Origin of the sequence: Geobacillus genomosp. 3 (assembly GCF_000445995.2) — a bacterium.
Classification (GTDB): domain Bacteria; phylum Bacillota; class Bacilli; order Bacillales; family Anoxybacillaceae; genus Geobacillus.
In genome coordinates this window covers 2,193,107-2,212,070 of sequence record NC_022080.4, presented here as the reverse complement: position 1 = coordinate 2,212,070, position 18,964 = coordinate 2,193,107, and the positions used below count along the sequence as shown (strand labels likewise).

The following is an 18,964-nucleotide window of genomic DNA, read 5'->3' as shown; positions in this document are numbered from 1 at the left end:
GCCCCGGAGAGTTTCCGGGGTTTTTTATTTTATGGGAAAAGGGGGATACCGTGTACAACGATGAGCATTACATGCGGTTGGCGCTTGATGTGGCCAAGGCTGGAGTTGGACAAACGTCCCCGAATCCCGCCGTCGGCGCCGTTGTCGTGAACGGCGGGGCGGTTGTGGGGCTTGGCGCTCATTTACGGGCAGGGGAGCCGCATGCTGAGGTGCATGCGGTCCGCATGGCCGGTGAGAAGGCGCGCGGGGCAACGGTGTACGTGACGCTCGAGCCGTGCAGCCATTACGGCAAAACGCCCCCATGTGCCGATTTGCTTATTCAAGCCGGCGTCCGCCGCGTTGTTGTGGCGACGACCGACCCGAATCCGCTTGTCGCCGGGCAGGGGATTGATAAGCTGCGCCGTGCAGGCATTGACGTTGATGTCGGAATATTAAAAGAAGAAGCAGATGAGCTAAATCGGATGTTTTTTCACTATATCAAGACGAAAACGCCGTTTGTCACGATCAAGTATGCGTGCAGCCTTGACGGCAAAATCGCGACGGCAACGGGAGAAAGCAAATGGATCACATCAAGCGCGGCGCGTGAGGATGTCCATCGTCTCCGCGCCCAACATGACGCCATTTTAGTGGGCGTCAACACCGTTTTAGCCGACAATCCGAAATTGACAGTGCGCATCGGGCAACAACGGAAAAACTTGCTGCGCATCATTTTGGATACGAAGCTGCATACGCCGCTTGACGCCCACGTCGTCACCGACAAGGAGGCGGAAACGTGGATTGTCACCGGCAGCGGCATCAGCCGGAAAAAAGCGGAGGCATATGAGCGCCTCGGGGTGCGCATCGTGCCGATGGCGAGCGCACACGTTGATGTGCGTGACGTGCTCTTTCTGCTCGGCGAGCAGCGCGTCACATCGTTGTTTGTCGAGGGTGGCTCGCGCATTCATGACAGCTTTCTTCGTGCCGGGGCGGTCAACGAAGTGGTTGCCTATATCGCCCCAAAGCTCATCGGCGGCCGCGAAGCGCCGACGCCGGTCGGCGGTCTCGGTTTCTCGCGTCTCGCCGAGGCGATGGAACTTGATATCCGGCGGATTGAGACGGTCGGCCCGGACATAAAAATCGTCGCCGCACCGAAAAGGAAGGAGGAGTAGCGATGTTTACCGGCATTATTGAAGAGGTCGGTACGGTTGAACAAATGAGGCAAACGGGCGACGCCATTGTGATGACGATTGGCGCCAAGCGGGTGCTTGAAGACGTCCGGCTCGGCGACAGCATCGCCGTCAACGGCGTCTGCCTGACCGTCACCTCATTCACTTCCCGGCAGTTCACGGTCGATGTCATGCCGGAGACGGTGAAGGCAACAGCGTTGCGCGCCTTAAAGCCAGGGGCAAAGGTCAACCTAGAGCGAGCGATGGCGGCCGGCGGCCGGTTTGGCGGCCATTTTGTCACCGGTCATGTCGATGGCGTCGGGCGCATCGTCCGCCAATGGCCGAAGGCGAACGCTGTTTACTACGAAATCGAAGTGCCAGCTTCATTGCGTTCATATATGATTTACAAAGGGTCAGTGGCGGTCGATGGGACGAGCTTGACAATTTTCGGCTTGAGCGAGCGTACGTTCACCGTTTCGCTCATTCCGCATACACGGGAGGCGACGATTTTAGGTGAAAAACGGCCCGGCGACCTCGTCAATATTGAATGCGATATGATCGGCAAATACGTCGCCGCCTTTCTCGCCGAGAACGAAACGCCGCCTTCCGGGGTGACGATTGGATTTTTGGAGCAGCACGGCTATAAATAAGCGGAAAAGGGGGCAAGCTGCCATGTTTGATACGATTGAAGCGGCGCTGGTCGCGCTGAAAAACGGCGAAGTCGTCATCGTTTGCGATGACGAAGGCCGCGAAAATGAAGGCGATTTTGTCGCGTTAGCTGAAAAAGCGACGCCGGACGTTATTAACTTTATGATCACCCACGGCCGGGGGCTCGTCTGTGTCCCGATTACGGAAGAACTGGCAGTGCGACTCGGGCTTGAACCGATGGTTGTCCATAACACCGATGCGCACGGGACGGCGTTTACCGTAAGCGTCGACTACAAAACGACGACGACGGGGATCAGCGCTTACGAACGGGCTGCAACGATCCAGGCGCTGCTTGATCCGGACGTAAAGGCGAGCGATTTTAAGCGGCCGGGACACATTTTTCCACTCATCGCTAAAAAAGGCGGTGTCCTGCGGCGCGCCGGCCATACGGAGGCGGCAGTCGATTTGGCCCGTCTCTGCGGGGCGAAGCCGGCCGGCGTCATTTGCGAGATTATTAAAGAGGACGGGATGATGGCGCGCGTTCCGGATTTGCGGCAAATTGCCGACCAATTTGGGCTGAAGATGATTACGATTAAAGATTTAATCGCGTACCGGAGTCAGCGGGAAAAGCTGGTGAAACGCGAAGTGGAAATTTCGCTGCCAACCGAGTTCGGGGAGTTTCGCGCCATCGGCTACACGAACGTCCTTGACGGAAAAGAGCACGTCGCGCTCGTGAAAGGTGAGATCGTTCCGGACGAAGCAACGCTTGTGCGCGTCCACTCCGAATGTTTAACCGGCGATGTGTTCGGGTCATACCGGTGCGATTGCGGCCCGCAGCTGCATGCGGCGCTGCGGCAAATTGAAGCGGAAGGGGCGGGCGTGCTGCTTTACATGCGTCAGGAAGGGCGCGGCATCGGCCTTATGAACAAACTGCGCGCTTACAAGCTGCAGGAGCAAGGCTACGATACGGTCGAGGCGAACGAAAAGCTCGGCTTTCCGGCTGATTTGCGCGACTATGGCATCGGGGCGCAAATTTTAAAAGACCTCGGCGTGACGAAAATGCGCCTGTTAACGAACAATCCACGTAAAATCGCCGGCTTAAAAGGGCACGGGCTCGAAGTCGTCGAACGTGTACCTCTTCAAATGCCGACGAAAAAGGAGAATGAAAAATATTTGCGCACAAAGCATGAAAAATTAGGGCATATGCTTCATTTTTGATGAAAGGGGAAAGAAACATGAACATCATCGAAGGAAACTTAGTCGGCACCGGGTTGAAAATCGGCATCGTCGTCGCGCGCTTTAACGAATTTATTACCGGCAAGCTCTTGTCCGGTGCCATCGACGGATTGACGCGGCATGGCGTCAGCGATAACGACATCACCGTCGCATGGGTGCCCGGCGCGTTTGAAATTCCGCTCATGGCGAAAAAAATGGCCGAGTCGAAGCAATTTGATGCTGTCATTACGCTTGGCGCCGTCATCCGCGGCGCAACAAGCCATTTCGACTACGTGTGCAGCGAGGCGGCCAAAGGTGTTTCCCATGCGGCGCTCTCAAGCGGCGTCCCCGTCATTTTCGGCGTTTTGACCACCGATACGATCGAGCAGGCGATCGAGCGGGCGGGTACAAAAGCGGGCAATAAAGGATGGGAGGCGGCTGTGTCCGCGATCGAAATGGCGAACGTCCTGCGGACGCTTGCGTAATTTGCGTAAAAAGGCATGAAATGGTTCACAATATCGGTGAGAATGTTTATAATACGTATAGAGAAAATGACAAAACCTTTTCCGTTTCGGAAAAGCGTTTGTCGATAATGAGGGATTTTTATGTTAATCCGTTACCGAAAAAACTATGAGAAAATCGCCATGGGACTGTTGTCGTTTATGCCGACGGAAAAAGACTTGAAACGGCTGCAGCAGACGATCAAACAATACGAAACGAACAGCGATTGGCAATTGTTTTTATGGAAAGAAGGGGATGACATCGTCGGCATTATCGGCGTCCTGCTGCGCGCTCCCGATGTTGTGCAAATCCAACACATTAGCGTCAACCCGTCACACCGCCATCAAGGGATCGGGAAACAGATGGTCAAGGCGTTACAAGAGGCGTACCCTGACCGCCGGCTATGCGCCAACGAGTGGACCGCCTCGTTTTTCGATAAATGTCAAACGTGCTAGCTGAATAAGAAACCCGGCGCGGCGCCGCGCTTTCGCGGGCGGCGGAAGGGAAGGCTTACTTCCCCTCTGCTTTGGCCCGCTTTTTTTGCTCGCGGGCGGCGATAACCCCCGAGCGGTCGCGACGCCGGTGTTTATCGACGAGATCAACGTCAGCGACATCGCTTGCCTGCCCCCAAACGAGCTGCCGCTCGGCGCAGGCGGCCCGGCATTGTTCATAGAGCGAGCGGTCAGCAATCGGCAGTTCGATGCTTTCATACGGTTCGCCTCGGGCGATGCGTCTAGCCGTGTTATCAAGCAAGGCAGCGAGCGTCTGATCATCGAGGCCGAGCTGGCGAACCATCCCCCCCGTTTCTTCAAGCAGTCCCCGCGCCCGTTTAATAAGGCGCAGCGCCCCTGAAATGTTGCCGCGCCGGTAATGATAGAAAGCGACTGCGATTTGGATGAGCACAAGCCATCCTTTTTTTCGGCCGTCTTGTTTCCATTGTTCTTCTAAAATTTCATGGCATTCAAAATAGTCGCGGTCACCATGGAAATGAACTAAATAATCAATATACGCCTTCGGATACATCGGCTACCGTTCCTTTCATAAAGGCCTAACCGGCTTAAAGGCGGCCCCGCCGGCGGTGCGAAGTGACCGCCGCCTCCTTGCCCTCTCTGTCCGGAGGAGACGGCGGTCATTGTTTCTTCTTCATTATACGCCGCGGCGGTTCCAAGGGCAAAAAGCGGTTAGTTTCCGTTCGCTTCATCGTGTGATTATGGTACAATAAATATACCGCAACCGGGAACAGGATGCACGGACGATGGCTGTGGAAAAAATGGTGGGATGGATGTGCAATTGCCGTACAATGTCAAAATTGAGGCGTTTGAAGGACCGCTTGATTTGCTTTTGCATTTAATCAATCGCTATGAGATTGATATTTACAATATTCCGGTAGCGCAAATTACAGAACAGTATATGGCGTACATTCACGCCATGCAAGAGCTCGAGCTGGATATCGCCAGCGAATATTTAGTGATGGCGGCTACGCTGTTGGCAATAAAAAGCAAAATGCTGCTGCCGGCGCCGGAGGAAGAGGCCGATGGCGACATGGAGTTTGCCGAGCCGGACGATCCGCGCGAAGAGTTGATGCAGCGGCTGCTTGAGTACAAAAAATTTAAAGAAGCGGCGCGCGAGCTGAAGCGGCGCGAAGAAGAGCGGGCGCTTTTATTTACGAAGCCGCCGAGCGACTTAAGCGCGTATGCCGGTGAAAAAAAGGCGGCCGTACCGCTGGACGTCAACGTATACGATATGCTCGGCGCCTTATCGAAGCTGCTGCGCCGCAAAAAGCTGCAAAAGCCGGTGCGGACGAAAATTACCCGGCAAGATATTTCCGTCGAAAAGCGGATGGCAGAACTTTTGCATGAACTTAGGCAAACGAAAGGGCGGAAAAATTTTTATGAGCTGTTTCCGTCCTATGACCGTTCGTATATCGTCGTCACCTTTTTAGCGATTTTGGAATTGATGAAGCAAAATGAGATTATCATTGAACAAGAGCGGAATTTCGGTGATTTATTTATTGCGGCCAAACATCCGGCCGTCTAAAGCGGCGCCGGTTTGGCTGCGGCGGGCCGGCTGCACCGTTGACTTGGGGAATGGTGTGAACGTTGCCCCATAGGGATATTCACAGACGGTGCACGCCACCCGTGCGAAGCGGCTGCCGTCTCCGCAGCCATGGGAAACAGACGGAAAGGGGGACTGTTGCGCCAACTAGGAAAGCTTGGTGCAACGAAGCGCGATGGAACACCGGGAAACAGTGAAACAAGATGGTGCCAGCGCGGTGCGCCCGGCAAAGGCGATCGTTGAAGCGCTGCTGTTTGCCGCCGGCGACGAGGGGCTGTCGCTCGCGCAAATCGCCGCTGTGCTCGATGTCGGCGAATCGGAGGCGAAAGCAGTCATCGCGGCGCTGCAGGAAGATTACAGCCGGGAAGAGCGCGGCGTTCAGCTCATGGAGCTGGCCGGCGTGTTTTTGCTGACAACGAAAAAAGAGCACGCTCTATACTTAAAAAAGCTCGTTGAGGCGCCGGGGGCGTCATCGCTGTCACAGGCGGCGCTTGAGACGCTGGCCATCATCGCCTACCGCCAGCCGATTACACGTGCGGAAATTGAGGAAATTCGCGGCGTGAAAAGCGACAAGCCGCTGCAGACGCTGATGGCCCGGGCGCTCATTAAAGAAGTCGGGCGCGCTGAAGGAACCGGCCGACCGATTTTGTACGGCACAACGGCGGAATTTCTCGACTATTTTGGGCTCAACACGCTCGAGGAGCTGCCGCCGCTGCCTGAATGGGCAGATGATGGCGAGCTCGAGCGGGAAGCGGACTTGTTTTTTGAAAAATTGGCTGAAAATTTGAGCGACGAAAGGCTGTAATATGGTAAACTAAAGAAAAAACGGCTGATCGGGAAGGGGTGCGCTCATGGACGTTTGCCGCTTGTACGGCGAAGAGCTGCAAAAGTCGCAGTCCAACACGTTTGAAGACTATTTTAACCGCTCGGAAGTCACCTATCGTGACGGCGGTGAAGAGCGGACGCTGTCCGTTTTGTATTTGCGTCATTTTGAGACAGCGCTGTTCGACCTGTTGCCATACGAAGGAGACCCGCTGTTTACTGCCGCCGGACGTGACATCCATTTACGCGAGATCGTCGCCCTCGTTTGCCTATGGAAAAATCCGGCTTACCGGCAGCGCCGGCGCGTCTATATTCGTGATGAAGGCGAACTGTGCCGCTATTTTGCCGCCGTTGATGCCAAAACGTTGCAGGCGTTAGTCAGCGAATGGGCGGCCTCCGGCGCCTGCCGTCTGCCGTTGTCGTCGTAACGGGAGAACGTCCGGAAGTACAGCGCTTTTTACGCTGACCGACATGACCGGTTTGGGGAGCAGCCGGAGCCGGTCGGCGGACGGGCGTTGCTTGCTGCCCGCCAAGCCCCATCACTTATTCCATGGAAACGTTCCATGGGCAACGTTTTGCCCTCCACCCGGGCATGAAAATGACGCATCAAGACGCATGCATTTTCACGAAAAAGCGGTTTCCGTCGGCGGACCGCTTTTTCTCATGTCGGCTACTCTGTCCGCGGCTTCTTCGGGTCGCACGCCGGCGGCTTTACTTCGCCGGTTGTTTCCGCTAGCTTTTGCAAGTAATAACATTCCTCGCGCGCCATATGGTCGGCCATCAGCGGCGACAGCACGCCGAGCACCTCATTGTTCAATTCCATTTCCTCAAGCTCATGCAAAAAGCTTTGGAAAATGGCCATCTCGAGTTCGATTTGTTGGTGGAAGCGGGAAAGCGCCGGGAACTGATGAATGTTGGCCCGCAAGTAGCCGGCCATTTCAATGGCTTTTAAGTAGAACGCCTCCCATTCTTTTGTAAACATATGACTTTGCTTTTTCAATTGTTTTTCCGTATGGTCGAGCCGGTCGTGAATCGCCCCGGCATGGCCGGCAGCGTCAAGCAGCCAAAGCAAATCGTGGTGGAGCGGATGAACGTGCGGCGGCCGCGCGCCTTGGAAGTAACAGTTGGCGAGCCGCAGCCATTCATCAAGTTCATTTACCATATGGTTGACAAACGTCGGTGGCAATGAAAGACGAATTTGTCCAGTCAAATGGCGCCGCAGCACGTGCAGCTTAAACGCCCGTAGCCGTTCCCCGGCCTCTTTTCCGCGGGCGATGAGCGCGGACCACGTTCCGATAGTTTCCGGCCGGCGCGCTTCGGCCAGCAAGTCGTCAAACAGGCGCTGCAGCTGTTTCGCTTCGTTAATTTCCGCTTGCTCCCTTTCGGCGAGCGCTTCAAGAAGAAAACGGCAGTGATCGCCGAGAATTTGCATCCAAAAACGGAGTTCAAAAAGCGCCTCTTGTTCCAGCGGTTTGCTCATCTGTAATTCGCGGAACCGATCGCCCGGGAGAAGCGCGATGATTCCGCTTTTTCCCTCCTTCTGTTTTTCAATGGATATCGCCCCGCTCTTATATGTATGAGTGGCCGGAATTTTGGGTGAATGCGGACAAGAACGATTTCCCTAAGCCGGCATACGATATGGCGAAAAAAGCAGGAGGAGGTTTTTACCAAATGGACGATCAAATGAGGTTCGCCCAATATGCAGCCGGGGTGAACGAATGGGGAGAGAAAGTCAAGCACGTGCTGGCTCTGCGCGGGGCAAGCACTGATGGCGCTTCATCGCTGTTGCAGTTTATCGCTGAACATGACGGCGCATGGACGGAAGAGGCGGTTCGCGAGCTCATGCGCTTTGTTGATGATGTGTACGCCGCCGCGCTTCGTCACTATGCCCTCGAAGCGGCCGAGTGGGGGAAACAAGTAGAGCTCGCCTTGTCCGCGCGCGGAGTGGCGGAGGACGTCGGTCTTTCTTCTTTGTTGGCGTACATTGAAGAACACGGAGACGAATGGACAGAGACGGAAATTGATGAATTGCAGCGTCTTGTTGACGATGTGTACGCACGAGCCGTCCGCCTTGCCGATTCGTCCGCCGATGGGCAGGAGGAAGACTTGTCGCGGCGGGAAGAAGGAGCTGTTTCGCCTGAGCAGGAAGGTGATGACGATGGAAGGGCAATTGTTGAAGGTGTAACCAAACACGAGGGGGATATCGAACAAGAGCCGGCCGTCGCGGTGGAACGGGCGGAGCCGGTCATATCCCCATCAGTGGATTCTCCTGGCGGAGAACAGCCGCACAAGGCGGATGCTGCGGACAGCGAACAGCAGCGGGCGATCCCGCCCGGCAAGCATGTGCTGCCGCCGCTGCCATATAGCTACGATGCGCTTGAGCCCCATATTTCCGAAGAAATTATGCGTCTCCACCATACGAAGCATCATCAAAGCTACGTCGACGGTCTGAACAAGGCGGAGCGCATGATGGCTGAGGCGCGCCGTACGAACAATTTTGAGCTGTTGAAACATTGGGAGCGGGAGGCGGCGTTCAACGGCTCAGGCCACTATTTGCATACAATTTTTTGGCATAACATGCATCCGGAAGGCGGCGGCGAGCCGCGCGGCGAGCTGCGGGCGCAAATGGAACGAGACTTCGGCAGCTTTGCTGCCTTCCGGCGCCACTTTACCGAAGCGGCGAAAAGTGCCGAGGGGGTTGGTTGGGCGCTGCTCGTTTGGGCGCCGAGAGCACATCGGCTCGAGATTTTGCAGGCGGAAAAACACCAGCTCATGGCGCAATGGGATGTGATTCCGCTTCTTGTGCTCGATGTGTGGGAGCATGCCTACTACTTGCAATACAAAAACGACCGAGGGGCGTATATCGAACATTGGTGGAACGTCGTCAACTGGCGCAACGTCGAAGCGCGCTTTGTCGAAGCGCGGAAGCTGCGCTGGCAGCCATTTTAAACGGGCGGGGGATCTCCCGCCTGTTTTTTTTTGAGCGGGCAAACGCTGCCTGGAGGGCGGTTTTTCCGGAAAGGTGATGCGCTTCATACAGATGATGCGCTCGCCGTACTTCCCCTCTTTTGGCGGGGGTTGCGCGCTTCTATAGCGATATTTTTTCATCATATTTGTCCGATCGGCGCATACACTTGTACAAAGCATGGCCTCCATGCTCAGCCTGTTTCCGTTGCAATGTTTTCTCTGTTGCGCTCATTTCAGCCTAATCGGAAAGGAGGAACAGGCGATTCCTCCCCGCTTGCCGAAGGAGGGGGATCCTCGCCAATATCGGATGAAGAGATGGAAGCGACTCGTTTGGCTCATTGCGCTCGCTGCGGGGATCATGTCATGCATTCCGGGGCGGTTGCACGCCATGGAAGGGGTGAGCGCGAAAAGCGCGATTTTAATAGAGCAGCATTCCGGGCGGATTTTGTTCGCCAAAGATGCCTATACAAAACGGCGCATCGCCAGCATTACGAAAATTATGACCGCCATTTTGGCGATTGAATCCGGAAAGCTTGATGATACGGTCACAGTCAGCGCCCGCGCCGTCCGGACGGAAGGGTCGTCAATTTACTTGCGCCAAGGGGAGAAAATGAAACTGCGCGATCTCGTATACGGACTGATGCTTCGTTCCGGCAATGACGCCGCGGTCGCCATTGCTGAACATGTCGGCGGCAGTGTCGAGGGGTTTGTGTTTTTAATGAATGAAAAGGCGGTTGAAATCGGGATGCGCGATACGGAATTCGCCAACCCGCACGGGCTGGACGATGCGGAAAACCATTATTCGACTGCTTACGATATGGCGCTGCTCATGCAATATGCGATGAAAAATGAAGAGTTTCGCCGCATTTCCGGGACGAAAGTATACCGCGCCCCCGCTCCGCCCGGCGAAGACGGGGCGCGTGTATGGCGGAATAAAAACAAGCTGCTGACAAGCCTTTACGAATATTGCACCGGCGGCAAAACCGGCTATACGAAACGGGCGCACCGCACGCTTGTGACGACAGCGTCCAAAGACGGGGTCGATTTGATTGCCGTAACGTTGGACGCCCCGGATGACTGGAACGATCATATTGCCATGTACGAATACGGATTTTCCAACTACCATATTGCAAAAATCAGCGGCGAGCGGGTCGTGAAGAAAATTTCCGACCCGTTTTACGAAGGGCGGCTGCGTGCAGCCCGCGATTTGCAATATCCGGTGACCGAAAAGGAGATGGACGGGCTGCGGGTGAAAGTGTATTTGCTCAAGCCGCGCGAGGAATGGAAAGACGACCCGGGCCGCGCGCCGGCGGCGGTTGGGAAGGCGGTGCTTTACTTGCGCAAGAAGGCGGTCGATGTTGTGCCGCTTTTCTACGAGCCGGAGCACGAGGAAAGCGGGCAAGGATTTTTTTTTCATTTGTTCCGGCTGTTAGGTGTGAGAATCGATGGTTAACGTGATTTGGGTGATGATGGCCGTCATCGGCATCGCCTTTGCGGCGGTCAACGGCACGATGGAGGAAGTGAACAAAGCGGTGTTTGAAAGCGCGAAAGAGGCGGTGACGATCAGCATCGGCATGATCAGCATTTTAGTGTTCTGGCTTGGGCTGATGGCGATCGCTGAGCGGGCTGGCTTGCTTACTAAAGTCGCGCGCTTGTTTATGCCGCTTGTGCGCCGCCTGTTCCCGGAAGTGCCGCCCGGCCATCCGGCGCTCGGGTATATCGTCTCGAACATGGTCGCCAACATGTTCGGACTCGGCAATGCGGCGACGCCGATGGGCATTAAGGCGATGGAGCAGCTAAAAAGGCTTAACGGCGGCCGCGATGAAGCGAGCCGATCGATGGTGACGTTTCTAGCCATTAATACGTCAAGCATTACACTCATTCCGGCGACTGTCATTTCAATCCGCATGACGTACGGGTCGGCGTCGCCGGGCGAGATTATCGGCACGACGGTTGTCGCCTCGACGATTTCGACACTCGGAGCCGTATTGATTGACCGGTATTATTATTGGAGACGAATGCGGAAAGGCAGGAAGCCATAATGGCCATCGTCCAACTTTTGTCAGTTTGGCTCATTCCAGCGTTGATCGCGTTTATTTTGCTTTATGGTACAGCGAAAAAAGTGCCGACGTATGAGGCGTTTGTCGAGGGTGGCAAGGAAGGGATCGACATCGCCTTTTCACTCATTCCGTATTTGGTTGGCATGCTTGTCTCCGTCGCCATCTTCCGCGCCTCAGGGGCGCTTGATGCGCTGATGGAGGTGATCAAGCCGTTTGCGGCCGCCGTCGGGCTGCCGGCGGAAGTTGTTCCGCTCGCCGCCATTCGCACGATTTCCGGCACAGCGGCGCTCGGGATGACGACCGATTTGATCGCGACATATGGTCCTGACTCGTTTATCGGGCGTCTCGCTTCCACCATTCAAGGCAGCACGGAAACGACGCTTTACGTCCTTACGGTCTATTTTGGCGCCGTCGGCGTCAAAAAAATGGGCGATGCGTTAAAAGTCGGCATTTTAGCGGACATCCTCAGCTTTATCGTCTCCGTTTTGATCGTTTTGCTTGTATTCGGGCGCTGACCGCGTCCGTTTTTTATTTTCCGAAAACCGGCGGGTTTTTTTGTTTGCAAGACAGGCGGGATATGTTAAAAATAAAATCGGCAAACTTGTATCTGTTAGACGGAAAGGGTAAGATGATGAAAGAGGTGAGGCAAACATGGAACGGCTGCAAAAAGTGATTGCCCGCGCCGGCATCGCGTCAAGGCGCAAGGCGGAAGAAATGATTTTGCAAGGGCGGGTGAAAGTCAACGGCCGCATCGTCACCGAACTTGGCGTCAAAGTCGGGCCGCGCGACGATGTTGAAGTCGACGGCATCCCGGTTGAGCGCGAGGAACCGGTATATTATTTGCTCTACAAGCCGCGCGGCGTCATCTCAAGCGTTAAAGATGAGAAAGGGCGCAAAGTGGTGACCGATTTTTTTAAAGACCTTCACCAACGCATTTACCCAGTCGGGCGGCTTGACTATGATACGTCCGGCCTCCTCTTGCTGACGAATGACGGCGATTTTGCCAACTTGTTGATGCATCCGCGCTATGAGATCGAGAAGGTGTATGTCGCAAAAGTGAAAGGCATCCCGACGCGCGAGCAGCTGAAGCAGCTCGAGAAAGGGGTGCTGCTCGAAGATGGCGTGACGGCGCCGGCGAAAGTGAAACTGCTCTCAGTCGACCGGAAAAAGCGGACGGCGATTGTCGAAATTCGCATCCATGAGGGACGGAATCGGCAAGTGCGCCGCATGTTTGAGGCGATCGGCTGTGAAGTGCTGAAGCTGAAGAGAGAGCGGTACGCGTTTCTCGATTTAAAAGGGCTCCGCCCTGGCGAATATCGCGAGCTGTCACCGCATGAAGTGAAACTGCTGCGGGCGATTGCCCAATCCGGGGGGAAAAAATAGTGATGAACTTTGTCACATAACGTTCATATCCACATGCATAGGGCGAAGTGAAACTTTGCTATAATGGAAAATGGGAGATTGTGAACCGCCATGCAGGACCTCTGCGGCAGCGACCGCAGGGGGGGATGAGAAACTAAAGGGGTTTGAGTGATGAAAAAACAACAGCGCTTAGTGATGAGAACGGCCATTTTGCTCGCATTGCTCGCCGCGCTCGGCTATACGATTTACGCCAACTTTTTTACCGAGAAAACGGCGGTCGCGATCGGCTCAACAGCGCCTGATTTTGTGCTGGTCGACTTGGAAGGGCGCGAACACCGTCTCTCGGACTACCGCGGCAAAGGCGTCTTTTTGAATTTTTGGGGAACGTGGTGCAAACCGTGTGAACGGGAAATGCCGTATATGAATGAACTGTATCCGGTCTATCAAAAGCAAGGAGTGGAAATTTTAGCCGTCAATGTCGGCGAACCGAAGCTAAGCGTCGAAAAGTTTGCCGAACGGTTCGGCTTAATGTTTCCGATTGTCATCGACCGCCAAGACCAAGTGCTGAATGCGTATAACGTCGGGCCGCTGCCGACGACGTTTTTGATCGATAAAAACGGCGAAGTGAAGAAAATCATTACCGGCACGATGACAAAAGAAGATATCAGGCAGCATCTAGAAGGCATTAAACCGTGAGGAGTTTTGCGCGATGGAACACGTGAAATGCGAATGCGGCCACGTTAACCCGCACGGCACAGCGTTTTGCGAGTCGTGCGGCAAGCCGCTTGAGGAGCAGGGAGAGAAACCGCTTTTAGACATGCGCTACGAAGGGAGCGCGCGCCGGTCACAAACGTACAAGCGAACGATCGTCGATCAAATTTGGGCGTTTTTTTCGTCGGTCAAAGTCGGAGTGGCGCTCATCGTCATCACACTCATCGCCTCGGCGATCGGCACGATTTTTCCGCAAGAAATGTACATCCCGCCCAACGCCAATCCGGCCGATTATTACGAAGAGCAGTACGGCTGGGCGGGAAAACTATATTACGAGCTCGGCTTTAACAATTTATACGGCTCGTGGTGGTACATTTTGCTCATCGCCTTGATCGGCGTCTCACTCGTCATTTGCAGCTTGGACCGCGTCGTGCCGCTTTACCGCGCCTTGAAACGGCAAGGGGTGAAGCGCCATCCGCACTTTTTGGAGCGGCAGCGGCTGTTTGGCGTTTCGCGCGTCAGCGATATGGACAAAGCGGTTGCTGTGCTGAAGGAGCGGCTTGCCGGGCAGCGTTACCGCGTCCGGGAAGAAGGCGGCCATCTGTTGGCCGAAAAAGGGCGCTTTTCCCGCTGGGGGCCGTATGTGAATCATGTCGGCTTGATCATTTTTTTAATCGGGGCGATGCTCCGCTCGGTGCCGGGCATGTACATTGATGAAGTGATGTGGATTCGCGAAGGGGAAACGAAAGAAATTCCCGGGACTGACGGTCAATATTTTCTAAAAAGCGAAAAGTTTATTTTTGATACGTACAAAAAAGGCGAGGATAACGAGGTGTTCAACGCCGCCATCGACCGCGTCGGAAATGGAATGATTGCGGAAAACTACCAGACGAATGTCGTCTTGTATAAGCGTGTCGACCCGGCGGTCGCCGGCGCCAAGCCGGAGCTTGAAAAAGTGAAAGAATACCCGATTCGTGTCAATGAACCGTTGAAATTCAATCATTACGCACTCTATCAAGTCGATTTCCGGCTGAACGAACCGAAGTCGATGTCGTTTGAGCTGGCCGACAAATCATCGGGCAAAACGTTCGGTACGGTGACGATAGATTTGTACGATCCGAAAGAATCATACGATCTTGGACAAGGTTACCGCGTCGAACTATTAAGCTATTTTCCTGACTTTGAGTTTGACGAAGACGGCAATCCGTCGACGAAATCGCGCGTGCCGAACAACCCGGCATTCGTCTTTAAAATGTATGCGCCGGACCGGCCGGAAGGGGAAGTCAGTTTCGTTGCCATTCAGCAAACGATCGAACCGTTTGGCGACAACAAATACAAAATGGCGTTTGCCGGACTGGAGACGCGCAACGTCTCCGGCTTAACCGTCCGCCGTGATTTCACGCTTTGGATTTTAGGGGTGGGCGGCGCGATTTTCATGATCGGATTGATTCAAGGAATGTATTGGAACCACCGCCGCGTTTGGGTGCAGCGGGTAAACGGCGAACTATGGATCGCCGCCCATACGAATAAAAACTGGTTCGGCCTGAAAAACGAGCTGCGCCGCCTGCTTGACGGCACCGGCTTAACGATGCCGGCCGATCGGCTCGAAGAAGGAAAACAAGCCGGACAGGAGGGACAAGCTCATGGACATGGCACAGCTTAGCAGCACATTGCTCTATATTTCGTTTGTGTTATATTTGATCGGCACGTTTCTTTTTGGCGGTGCCATTCGCGATAAACGGAAGGAACGGCAAGGAAAGGACCGCTGGTCGCAGCTTGGCATTGCCGTGACGATCATCGGCTTTCTCACCCAGGTCGGTTATTTTGTGACGCGCTGGATCGCTGCCGGGCATGCTCCGGTGAGCAACTTGTTCGAGTTTACGACGTTTTTTGGCATGATGCTTGTCGCCGCTTTTATCATCGTTTATTTCATTTACCGGTTGAGCGTACTCGGCCTGTTTGCGCTTCCGGTTGCGTTGCTGATCATCGCCTATGCGAGCATGTTTCCGCGTGAGATTTCGCCGCTCATTCCCGCTTTGCAAAGCGACTGGCTGCACATTCACGTGACAACGGCGGCCGCCGGGGAGGCGATTTTGGCGATCAGCTTTGTCGCCGGGTTAATTTACTTGATTCGCGTTGTCGATCAGTCGAAGCCGTCCAAGCGCACGTTTTGGCTGGAAGTCGTCATGTTTTGCCTCGTGGCGACGCTCGGCTTTGTCATCGTCTCGACGTCGTTCGGGCTTTCCGGGTATGAGGCGAAGTTTGCATGGGTTGATAAAAACGGCCAGCCGGCTGAAGTCGAGTACCATATGCCGGCGCTTGTCGGGCCGCACGAAGGGAAGCTGATGGAAGAAAGCGCAGACCGATTGACGCCGCTTGTTGAGATGCCGGCGATCATTAACGCGAAAAAGCTGAACACGGTCATTTGGTCGCTCATGGCGGGCGCGGTGCTGTATGCCGCTCTTCGTCTTCTATTGCGCAAGCGCATCGCCGCCGCGCTCAAGCCGCTTGTGAAAAACGTCAACTTGGATTTGACCGATGAAATCGGCTACCGGGCGGTGGCGATCGGGTTTCCGGTGTTTACGCTTGGGGCGCTCATTTTCGCCATGATTTGGGCGCAAATCGCCTGGACGCGCTTTTGGGGCTGGGATCCGAAAGAAGTATGGGCGCTCATTACGTGGCTGTTTTACGCCGCTTTTTTGCACCTCCGGCTGTCAAAAGGGTGGCATGGGGAAAAGTCGGCATGGCTTGCCGTCATCGGCTTTGCCATCATCATGTTCAACTTAGTGGCGGTCAACCTCGTCATCGCGGGGCTGCACTCGTACGCCGGAATGTAAGCGCAAGGCAAACGGATGCCCTATTGGCGGGCATCCGTTTTTTCAGTAAACTAGAAAATGGGGGGACTGTTTCTAGCTGATGAAGGAGGGTGTTTTGGCATGGAGAAGCAAGAAAAGCCGGTTCATATTTTGGTGGTGGATGATGAGGAGCGCATCCGTCGGCTGTTGAAAATGTATTTGGAACGGGAACATTATGTCATTGATGAAGCCGGTGATGGAAATGAAGCGCTCGAGAAGGCGTTGACCAACGACTACGATGTCATTTTGCTGGATTTGATGCTGCCGGGTAAAGACGGCATTGACGTCTGCAAAGAAATTCGCGAGCAAAAAACGACGCCGATCATTATGCTGACGGCCAAAGGTGAGGAGTCGAACCGCGTTCAAGGATTTGAAGTCGGCACGGACGACTATATCGTCAAGCCGTTCAGTCCGCGCGAAGTCGTCTTGCGCGTCAAAGCGCTGCTGCGCCGCGCGGCCAATGCCGCTTACGTGCCGGCGGAGACGACAGCGAAAGACGTGCTCGTGTTTCCGCACTTGACGATTGACAACGACGCCCACCGGGTGACGGTTGACGGCCAAGAAGTAAGCTTGACGCCGAAAGAATACGAGTTGCTTCTCTTTTTAGCCCGCTCGCCGGACAAAGTGTTTGACCGCGAGCAGCTGCTGAAAGAAGTCTGGCATTATGAGTTTTTCGGCGATTTGCGCACAGTGGACACCCATATTAAACGGCTGCGCGAAAAGCTGAACAAGGCGTCGGCGCAAGCCGGGAAAATGATCGTCACCGTCTGGGGCGTCGGCTACAAGTTTGAGGCAGTGAGCGACTGATGTGGCTGTTTCGCAGTGTCGTCGGCAAGCTTTGGTTTACGATTTTGCTGCTTGTGGCATGTGTTCTCTTTATTCTAACGATTTTGCTCATTAAATTTTTCGAGGATTACTATGTCCAAGAGGCAGAGAACGATTTAACCCGCCTGGCGACAAAAGTGGCGGATGTGATGCACGATTACCGCGATGAACAGCTCGCCCGTTCGATCGCCTGGACGCTCGTTGACAACCGCTCGAAGGCAGTTATCGTCGCTGACGAGTCGCACTATTGGTATTCACCCGATGGTGCTGACCTGCATGACGTGCCGCTGTCGTTCATCCGCCAAGATGCCGACTTGCGGCGCGTCCTCACCGATCAGACGACGGTGAAAAAACGCCTGTACGCGCCGGAGTGGCAACAAAATGAAGAGCTGCCTTACGACATGATTATCGTTGGCGTGCCGATGTCGATGCCGGACGGCAGCCGCGGCGCCGTTTTCATTTACCAGTCGCTCGAAGCGATCGCTGACGCGACGGAGCATACGAAAGAGCTCATTTTTCTCGCCGCCTTTATCGCCATTATTATGACGACGTTTTTCGCTTTCTTCTTATCGACGCGCATCACCGCCCCGCTCCGGAAAATGCGCCAAGCTGCGTTTGAAGTGGCGCGCGGCCATTTTGACACGAAAGTGCCGATTTTAACGAACGATGAAATCGGGGGGTTGGCGATGGCGTTCAACCAAATGGGAAGGCGGCTCCAATTTAACATCAACGCGTTGAACCAAGAGAAAGAACAGCTCGCCAGCATTTTAAGCAGCATGGCCGACGGTGTCATTACGTTCAACCGCGACGGGGAAATTTTGATTACGAACCCGCCGGCTGAGCGATTTTTGCAGGCGTGGTACTTTGAACAAGGAAACGATGTCGAGGCCATGGCGCCGCTGCCGCCGCAAGTGAAAGAACTGTTCGCCCGCGTCGTCCGCGAGGAGAAGGAGCAATCGATCGAAGTGACGCTGCAAGGGCGGACGTGGGTCATTTTAATGACGCCGTTGTACGGCAAAACGACGGTGCGCGGCGCGGTTGCCGTCTTGCGCGACATGACTGAGGAGCGGCGGCTTGACAAATTGCGCAAAGATTTTATCGCCAACGTTTCCCATGAACTGCGCACGCCGATCGCCATGCTGCAAGGCTACAGCGAGGCGATCATCGATGACATCGCAGCGAGCGAAGAAGAGAAAAAAGAAATGGCGAAAGTTATTTACGACGAATCGTTGCGCATGGGCCGCCTTGTTAACGATTTGCTCGATCTTGCCCGCATGGAGGCCGGCCATATTGAGCTGCACTATGAACAGGTGAAGCTCGCTCCTTACATTGAGCGGGTGATCCGCAAGTTTCACGGGTTGGCGAGAGAAAAAGGGATCGAGTTGGCGGCTGAACTTCGCGATGGCGACATGGACATCGCGTTTGACCCGGATCGGATTGAGCAAGTATTGACCAATTTAATTGACAACGCCATCCGTCATACGGAAACAGGCGGCTCCGTCCGGCTGATTGCCGAACGGAGCGGCGACGGCGTGACGATCCACGTTCAGGACTCGGGCTCCGGCATCCCGGAAGAAGACTTGCCGTTTGTGTTCGAGCGGTTTTACAAAGCGGATAAAGCGCGCACGCGCGGCCGCTCCGGCACCGGATTAGGACTTGCCATCGCCAAAAACATCGTCGAAGCGCATAAAGGGCTCATTACCGTTCACAGCAAGCAGAACGAAGGAACGACGTTTTCGCTTTATTTGCCGGCCCGCGGGCCGAAAGGAACTTGACGTTGCGCAAAGGGGGGCGGTTG

General features: G+C 54.8%; 20 protein-coding genes. 18 read left to right on the top strand and 2 right to left on the bottom strand.

The annotated features are described in order from the left end of the window. The first annotated feature begins 50 nt into the window (after positions 1 to 50). The 5 genes from ribD to M493_RS10940 all read left to right on the top strand — a co-directional run bounded on the left by ribD (position 51) and on the right by M493_RS10940 (position 3,964). Positions 51 to 1,148, top strand: coding sequence for a bifunctional diaminohydroxyphosphoribosylaminopyrimidine deaminase/5-amino-6-(5-phosphoribosylamino)uracil reductase RibD (gene ribD / locus M493_RS10960; RefSeq protein ID WP_023817677.1), 1,098 nt, complete (start codon positions 51 to 53; stop codon positions 1,146 to 1,148). A 2-nt stretch (positions 1,149 to 1,150) separates the two neighbouring features. Next, entirely contained in the window at positions 1,151 to 1,795 is a 645-nt protein-coding gene (gene ribE, locus M493_RS10955; RefSeq protein ID WP_020960411.1) for a riboflavin synthase, read from the top strand. Positions 1,796 to 1,817: 22 nt separating this feature from the next. After that, positions 1,818 to 3,011, top strand: a complete 1,194-nt coding sequence (locus M493_RS10950) for a bifunctional 3,4-dihydroxy-2-butanone-4-phosphate synthase/GTP cyclohydrolase II (protein ID WP_020960410.1) — start codon at positions 1,818 to 1,820, stop codon at positions 3,009 to 3,011. 17 nt (positions 3,012 to 3,028) lie between these two features. Then, positions 3,029 to 3,493: a 6,7-dimethyl-8-ribityllumazine synthase gene (ribE, locus tag M493_RS10945; RefSeq protein ID WP_020960409.1), complete on the top strand. Its 465-nt coding sequence runs from the start codon at positions 3,029 to 3,031 to the stop codon at positions 3,491 to 3,493. A gap of 120 nt (positions 3,494 to 3,613) precedes the next feature. After that, complete coding sequence (locus M493_RS10940; protein ID WP_020960408.1) at positions 3,614 to 3,964, top strand: GNAT family N-acetyltransferase; 351 nt, start codon at positions 3,614 to 3,616, stop codon at positions 3,962 to 3,964. A gap of 55 nt (positions 3,965 to 4,019) precedes the next feature. Here the strand turns inward: M493_RS10940 and M493_RS10935 are convergent, their stop codons facing one another. Next, positions 4,020 to 4,532, bottom strand: a complete 513-nt coding sequence (locus M493_RS10935) for a DUF309 domain-containing protein (protein ID WP_020960407.1) — start codon at positions 4,530 to 4,532, stop codon at positions 4,020 to 4,022. A gap of 255 nt (positions 4,533 to 4,787) precedes the next feature. Here M493_RS10935 and M493_RS10930 point away from each other — a divergent pair, with 255 nt between their 5' ends. The 3 genes from M493_RS10930 (at position 4,788) to M493_RS10920 (ending at position 6,814) form a co-directional block, all read left to right on the top strand. Further along, positions 4,788 to 5,546, top strand: coding sequence for a segregation/condensation protein A (locus M493_RS10930; protein WP_020960406.1), 759 nt, complete (start codon positions 4,788 to 4,790; stop codon positions 5,544 to 5,546). Between the two features lie 193 nt (positions 5,547 to 5,739). After that, on the top strand, positions 5,740 to 6,369 hold the full coding sequence (gene scpB / locus M493_RS10925) for an SMC-Scp complex subunit ScpB (protein WP_041267951.1): 630 nt from the start codon (positions 5,740 to 5,742) through the stop codon (positions 6,367 to 6,369). A 46-nt stretch (positions 6,370 to 6,415) separates the two neighbouring features. Further along, the gene (locus tag M493_RS10920) at positions 6,416 to 6,814 is read left to right on the top strand and encodes a hypothetical protein (RefSeq protein ID WP_020960404.1); all 399 of its coding nucleotides are present in this window, start codon (positions 6,416 to 6,418) and stop codon (positions 6,812 to 6,814) included. Positions 6,815 to 7,056: 242 nt separating this feature from the next. Here the strand turns inward: M493_RS10920 and M493_RS10915 are convergent, their stop codons facing one another. Beyond that, complete coding sequence (locus M493_RS10915) at positions 7,057 to 7,866, bottom strand: DUF2935 domain-containing protein (protein ID WP_020960403.1); 810 nt, start codon at positions 7,864 to 7,866, stop codon at positions 7,057 to 7,059. 191 nt (positions 7,867 to 8,057) lie between these two features. On the opposite strand from M493_RS10915, the gene M493_RS10910 reads away from it, so the two are divergent. The 10 genes from M493_RS10910 (at position 8,058) to M493_RS10865 (ending at position 18,941) form a co-directional block, all read left to right on the top strand. Next, complete coding sequence (locus M493_RS10910; RefSeq protein ID WP_023817674.1) at positions 8,058 to 9,335, top strand: superoxide dismutase; 1,278 nt, start codon at positions 8,058 to 8,060, stop codon at positions 9,333 to 9,335. 325 nt (positions 9,336 to 9,660) lie between these two features. Then, positions 9,661 to 10,806 carry a D-alanyl-D-alanine carboxypeptidase family protein gene (locus M493_RS10905; RefSeq protein ID WP_020960401.1) on the top strand — a complete coding sequence of 382 codons (1,146 nt, stop codon included), beginning with the start codon at positions 9,661 to 9,663 and terminating at the stop codon, positions 10,804 to 10,806. Next, positions 10,799 to 11,395, top strand: coding sequence for a nucleoside recognition domain-containing protein (locus tag M493_RS10900; protein ID WP_020960400.1), 597 nt, complete (start codon positions 10,799 to 10,801; stop codon positions 11,393 to 11,395). Before M493_RS10905 ends, M493_RS10900 begins: the two co-directional genes overlap by 8 nt. Next, complete coding sequence (locus M493_RS10895) at positions 11,395 to 11,928, top strand: spore maturation protein (RefSeq protein ID WP_020960399.1); 534 nt, start codon at positions 11,395 to 11,397, stop codon at positions 11,926 to 11,928. Before M493_RS10900 ends, M493_RS10895 begins: the two co-directional genes overlap by 1 nt. A gap of 136 nt (positions 11,929 to 12,064) precedes the next feature. Beyond that, complete coding sequence (locus tag M493_RS10890; protein ID WP_020960398.1) at positions 12,065 to 12,796, top strand: pseudouridine synthase; 732 nt, start codon at positions 12,065 to 12,067, stop codon at positions 12,794 to 12,796. 150 nt (positions 12,797 to 12,946) lie between these two features. Beyond that, the gene (gene resA / locus M493_RS10885) at positions 12,947 to 13,471 is read left to right on the top strand and encodes a thiol-disulfide oxidoreductase ResA (RefSeq protein ID WP_020960397.1); all 525 of its coding nucleotides are present in this window, start codon (positions 12,947 to 12,949) and stop codon (positions 13,469 to 13,471) included. 13 nt (positions 13,472 to 13,484) lie between these two features. Beyond that, a complete protein-coding gene (locus M493_RS10880) occupies positions 13,485 to 15,149 on the top strand; it encodes a cytochrome c biogenesis protein ResB (RefSeq protein WP_020960396.1) in 1,665 nt (554 codons plus the stop codon). Further along, a complete protein-coding gene (gene ccsB, locus M493_RS10875) occupies positions 15,136 to 16,323 on the top strand; it encodes a c-type cytochrome biogenesis protein CcsB (RefSeq protein ID WP_041267950.1) in 1,188 nt (395 codons plus the stop codon). Before M493_RS10880 ends, ccsB begins: the two co-directional genes overlap by 14 nt. Positions 16,324 to 16,422: 99 nt before the next feature. Further along, a complete protein-coding gene (locus M493_RS10870) occupies positions 16,423 to 17,148 on the top strand; it encodes a response regulator transcription factor (RefSeq protein ID WP_020960394.1) in 726 nt (241 codons plus the stop codon). Further along, entirely contained in the window at positions 17,148 to 18,941 is a 1,794-nt protein-coding gene (locus tag M493_RS10865; RefSeq protein WP_020960393.1) for an ATP-binding protein, read from the top strand. The genes M493_RS10870 and M493_RS10865 overlap by 1 nt, the downstream gene beginning before the upstream one ends. The last annotated feature ends 23 nt before the right edge of the window (positions 18,942 to 18,964 follow it).

Excerpts from the sequence above, each read along its gene's own strand:
- M493_RS10920 (WP_020960404.1), top strand. The coding sequence starts at position 6,416 with ATGGACGTTTGCCGCTTGTACGGCGAAGAGCTGCAAAAGTCGCAGTCC.
- M493_RS10930 (WP_020960406.1), top strand. The coding sequence starts at position 4,788 with ATGGATGTGCAATTGCCGTACAATGTCAAAATTGAGGCGTTTGAAGGA.
- M493_RS10935 (WP_020960407.1), bottom strand. The coding sequence starts at position 4,532 with ATGTATCCGAAGGCGTATATTGATTATTTAGTTCATTTCCATGGTGAC.
- M493_RS10870 (WP_020960394.1), top strand. The coding sequence starts at position 16,423 with ATGGAGAAGCAAGAAAAGCCGGTTCATATTTTGGTGGTGGATGATGAG.
- resA (WP_020960397.1), top strand. The coding sequence starts at position 12,947 with ATGAAAAAACAACAGCGCTTAGTGATGAGAACGGCCATTTTGCTCGCA.
- M493_RS10865 (WP_020960393.1), top strand. The coding sequence starts at position 17,148 with ATGTGGCTGTTTCGCAGTGTCGTCGGCAAGCTTTGGTTTACGATTTTG.
- M493_RS10880 (WP_020960396.1), top strand. The coding sequence starts at position 13,485 with ATGGAACACGTGAAATGCGAATGCGGCCACGTTAACCCGCACGGCACA.
- M493_RS10915 (WP_020960403.1), bottom strand. The coding sequence starts at position 7,866 with ATGAGCAAACCGCTGGAACAAGAGGCGCTTTTTGAACTCCGTTTTTGG.
- M493_RS10895 (WP_020960399.1), top strand. The coding sequence starts at position 11,395 with ATGGCCATCGTCCAACTTTTGTCAGTTTGGCTCATTCCAGCGTTGATC.
- ribE (WP_020960411.1), top strand. The coding sequence starts at position 1,151 with ATGTTTACCGGCATTATTGAAGAGGTCGGTACGGTTGAACAAATGAGG.
- M493_RS10910 (WP_023817674.1), top strand. The coding sequence starts at position 8,058 with ATGGACGATCAAATGAGGTTCGCCCAATATGCAGCCGGGGTGAACGAA.
- scpB (WP_041267951.1), top strand. The coding sequence starts at position 5,740 with ATGGAACACCGGGAAACAGTGAAACAAGATGGTGCCAGCGCGGTGCGC.
- M493_RS10900 (WP_020960400.1), top strand. The coding sequence starts at position 10,799 with ATGGTTAACGTGATTTGGGTGATGATGGCCGTCATCGGCATCGCCTTT.
- M493_RS10940 (WP_020960408.1), top strand. The coding sequence starts at position 3,614 with ATGTTAATCCGTTACCGAAAAAACTATGAGAAAATCGCCATGGGACTG.
- M493_RS10950 (WP_020960410.1), top strand. The coding sequence starts at position 1,818 with ATGTTTGATACGATTGAAGCGGCGCTGGTCGCGCTGAAAAACGGCGAA.
- ccsB (WP_041267950.1), top strand. The coding sequence starts at position 15,136 with ATGGCACAGCTTAGCAGCACATTGCTCTATATTTCGTTTGTGTTATAT.
- M493_RS10890 (WP_020960398.1), top strand. The coding sequence starts at position 12,065 with ATGGAACGGCTGCAAAAAGTGATTGCCCGCGCCGGCATCGCGTCAAGG.
- ribE (WP_020960409.1), top strand. The coding sequence starts at position 3,029 with ATGAACATCATCGAAGGAAACTTAGTCGGCACCGGGTTGAAAATCGGC.
- M493_RS10905 (WP_020960401.1), top strand. The coding sequence starts at position 9,661 with ATGAAGAGATGGAAGCGACTCGTTTGGCTCATTGCGCTCGCTGCGGGG.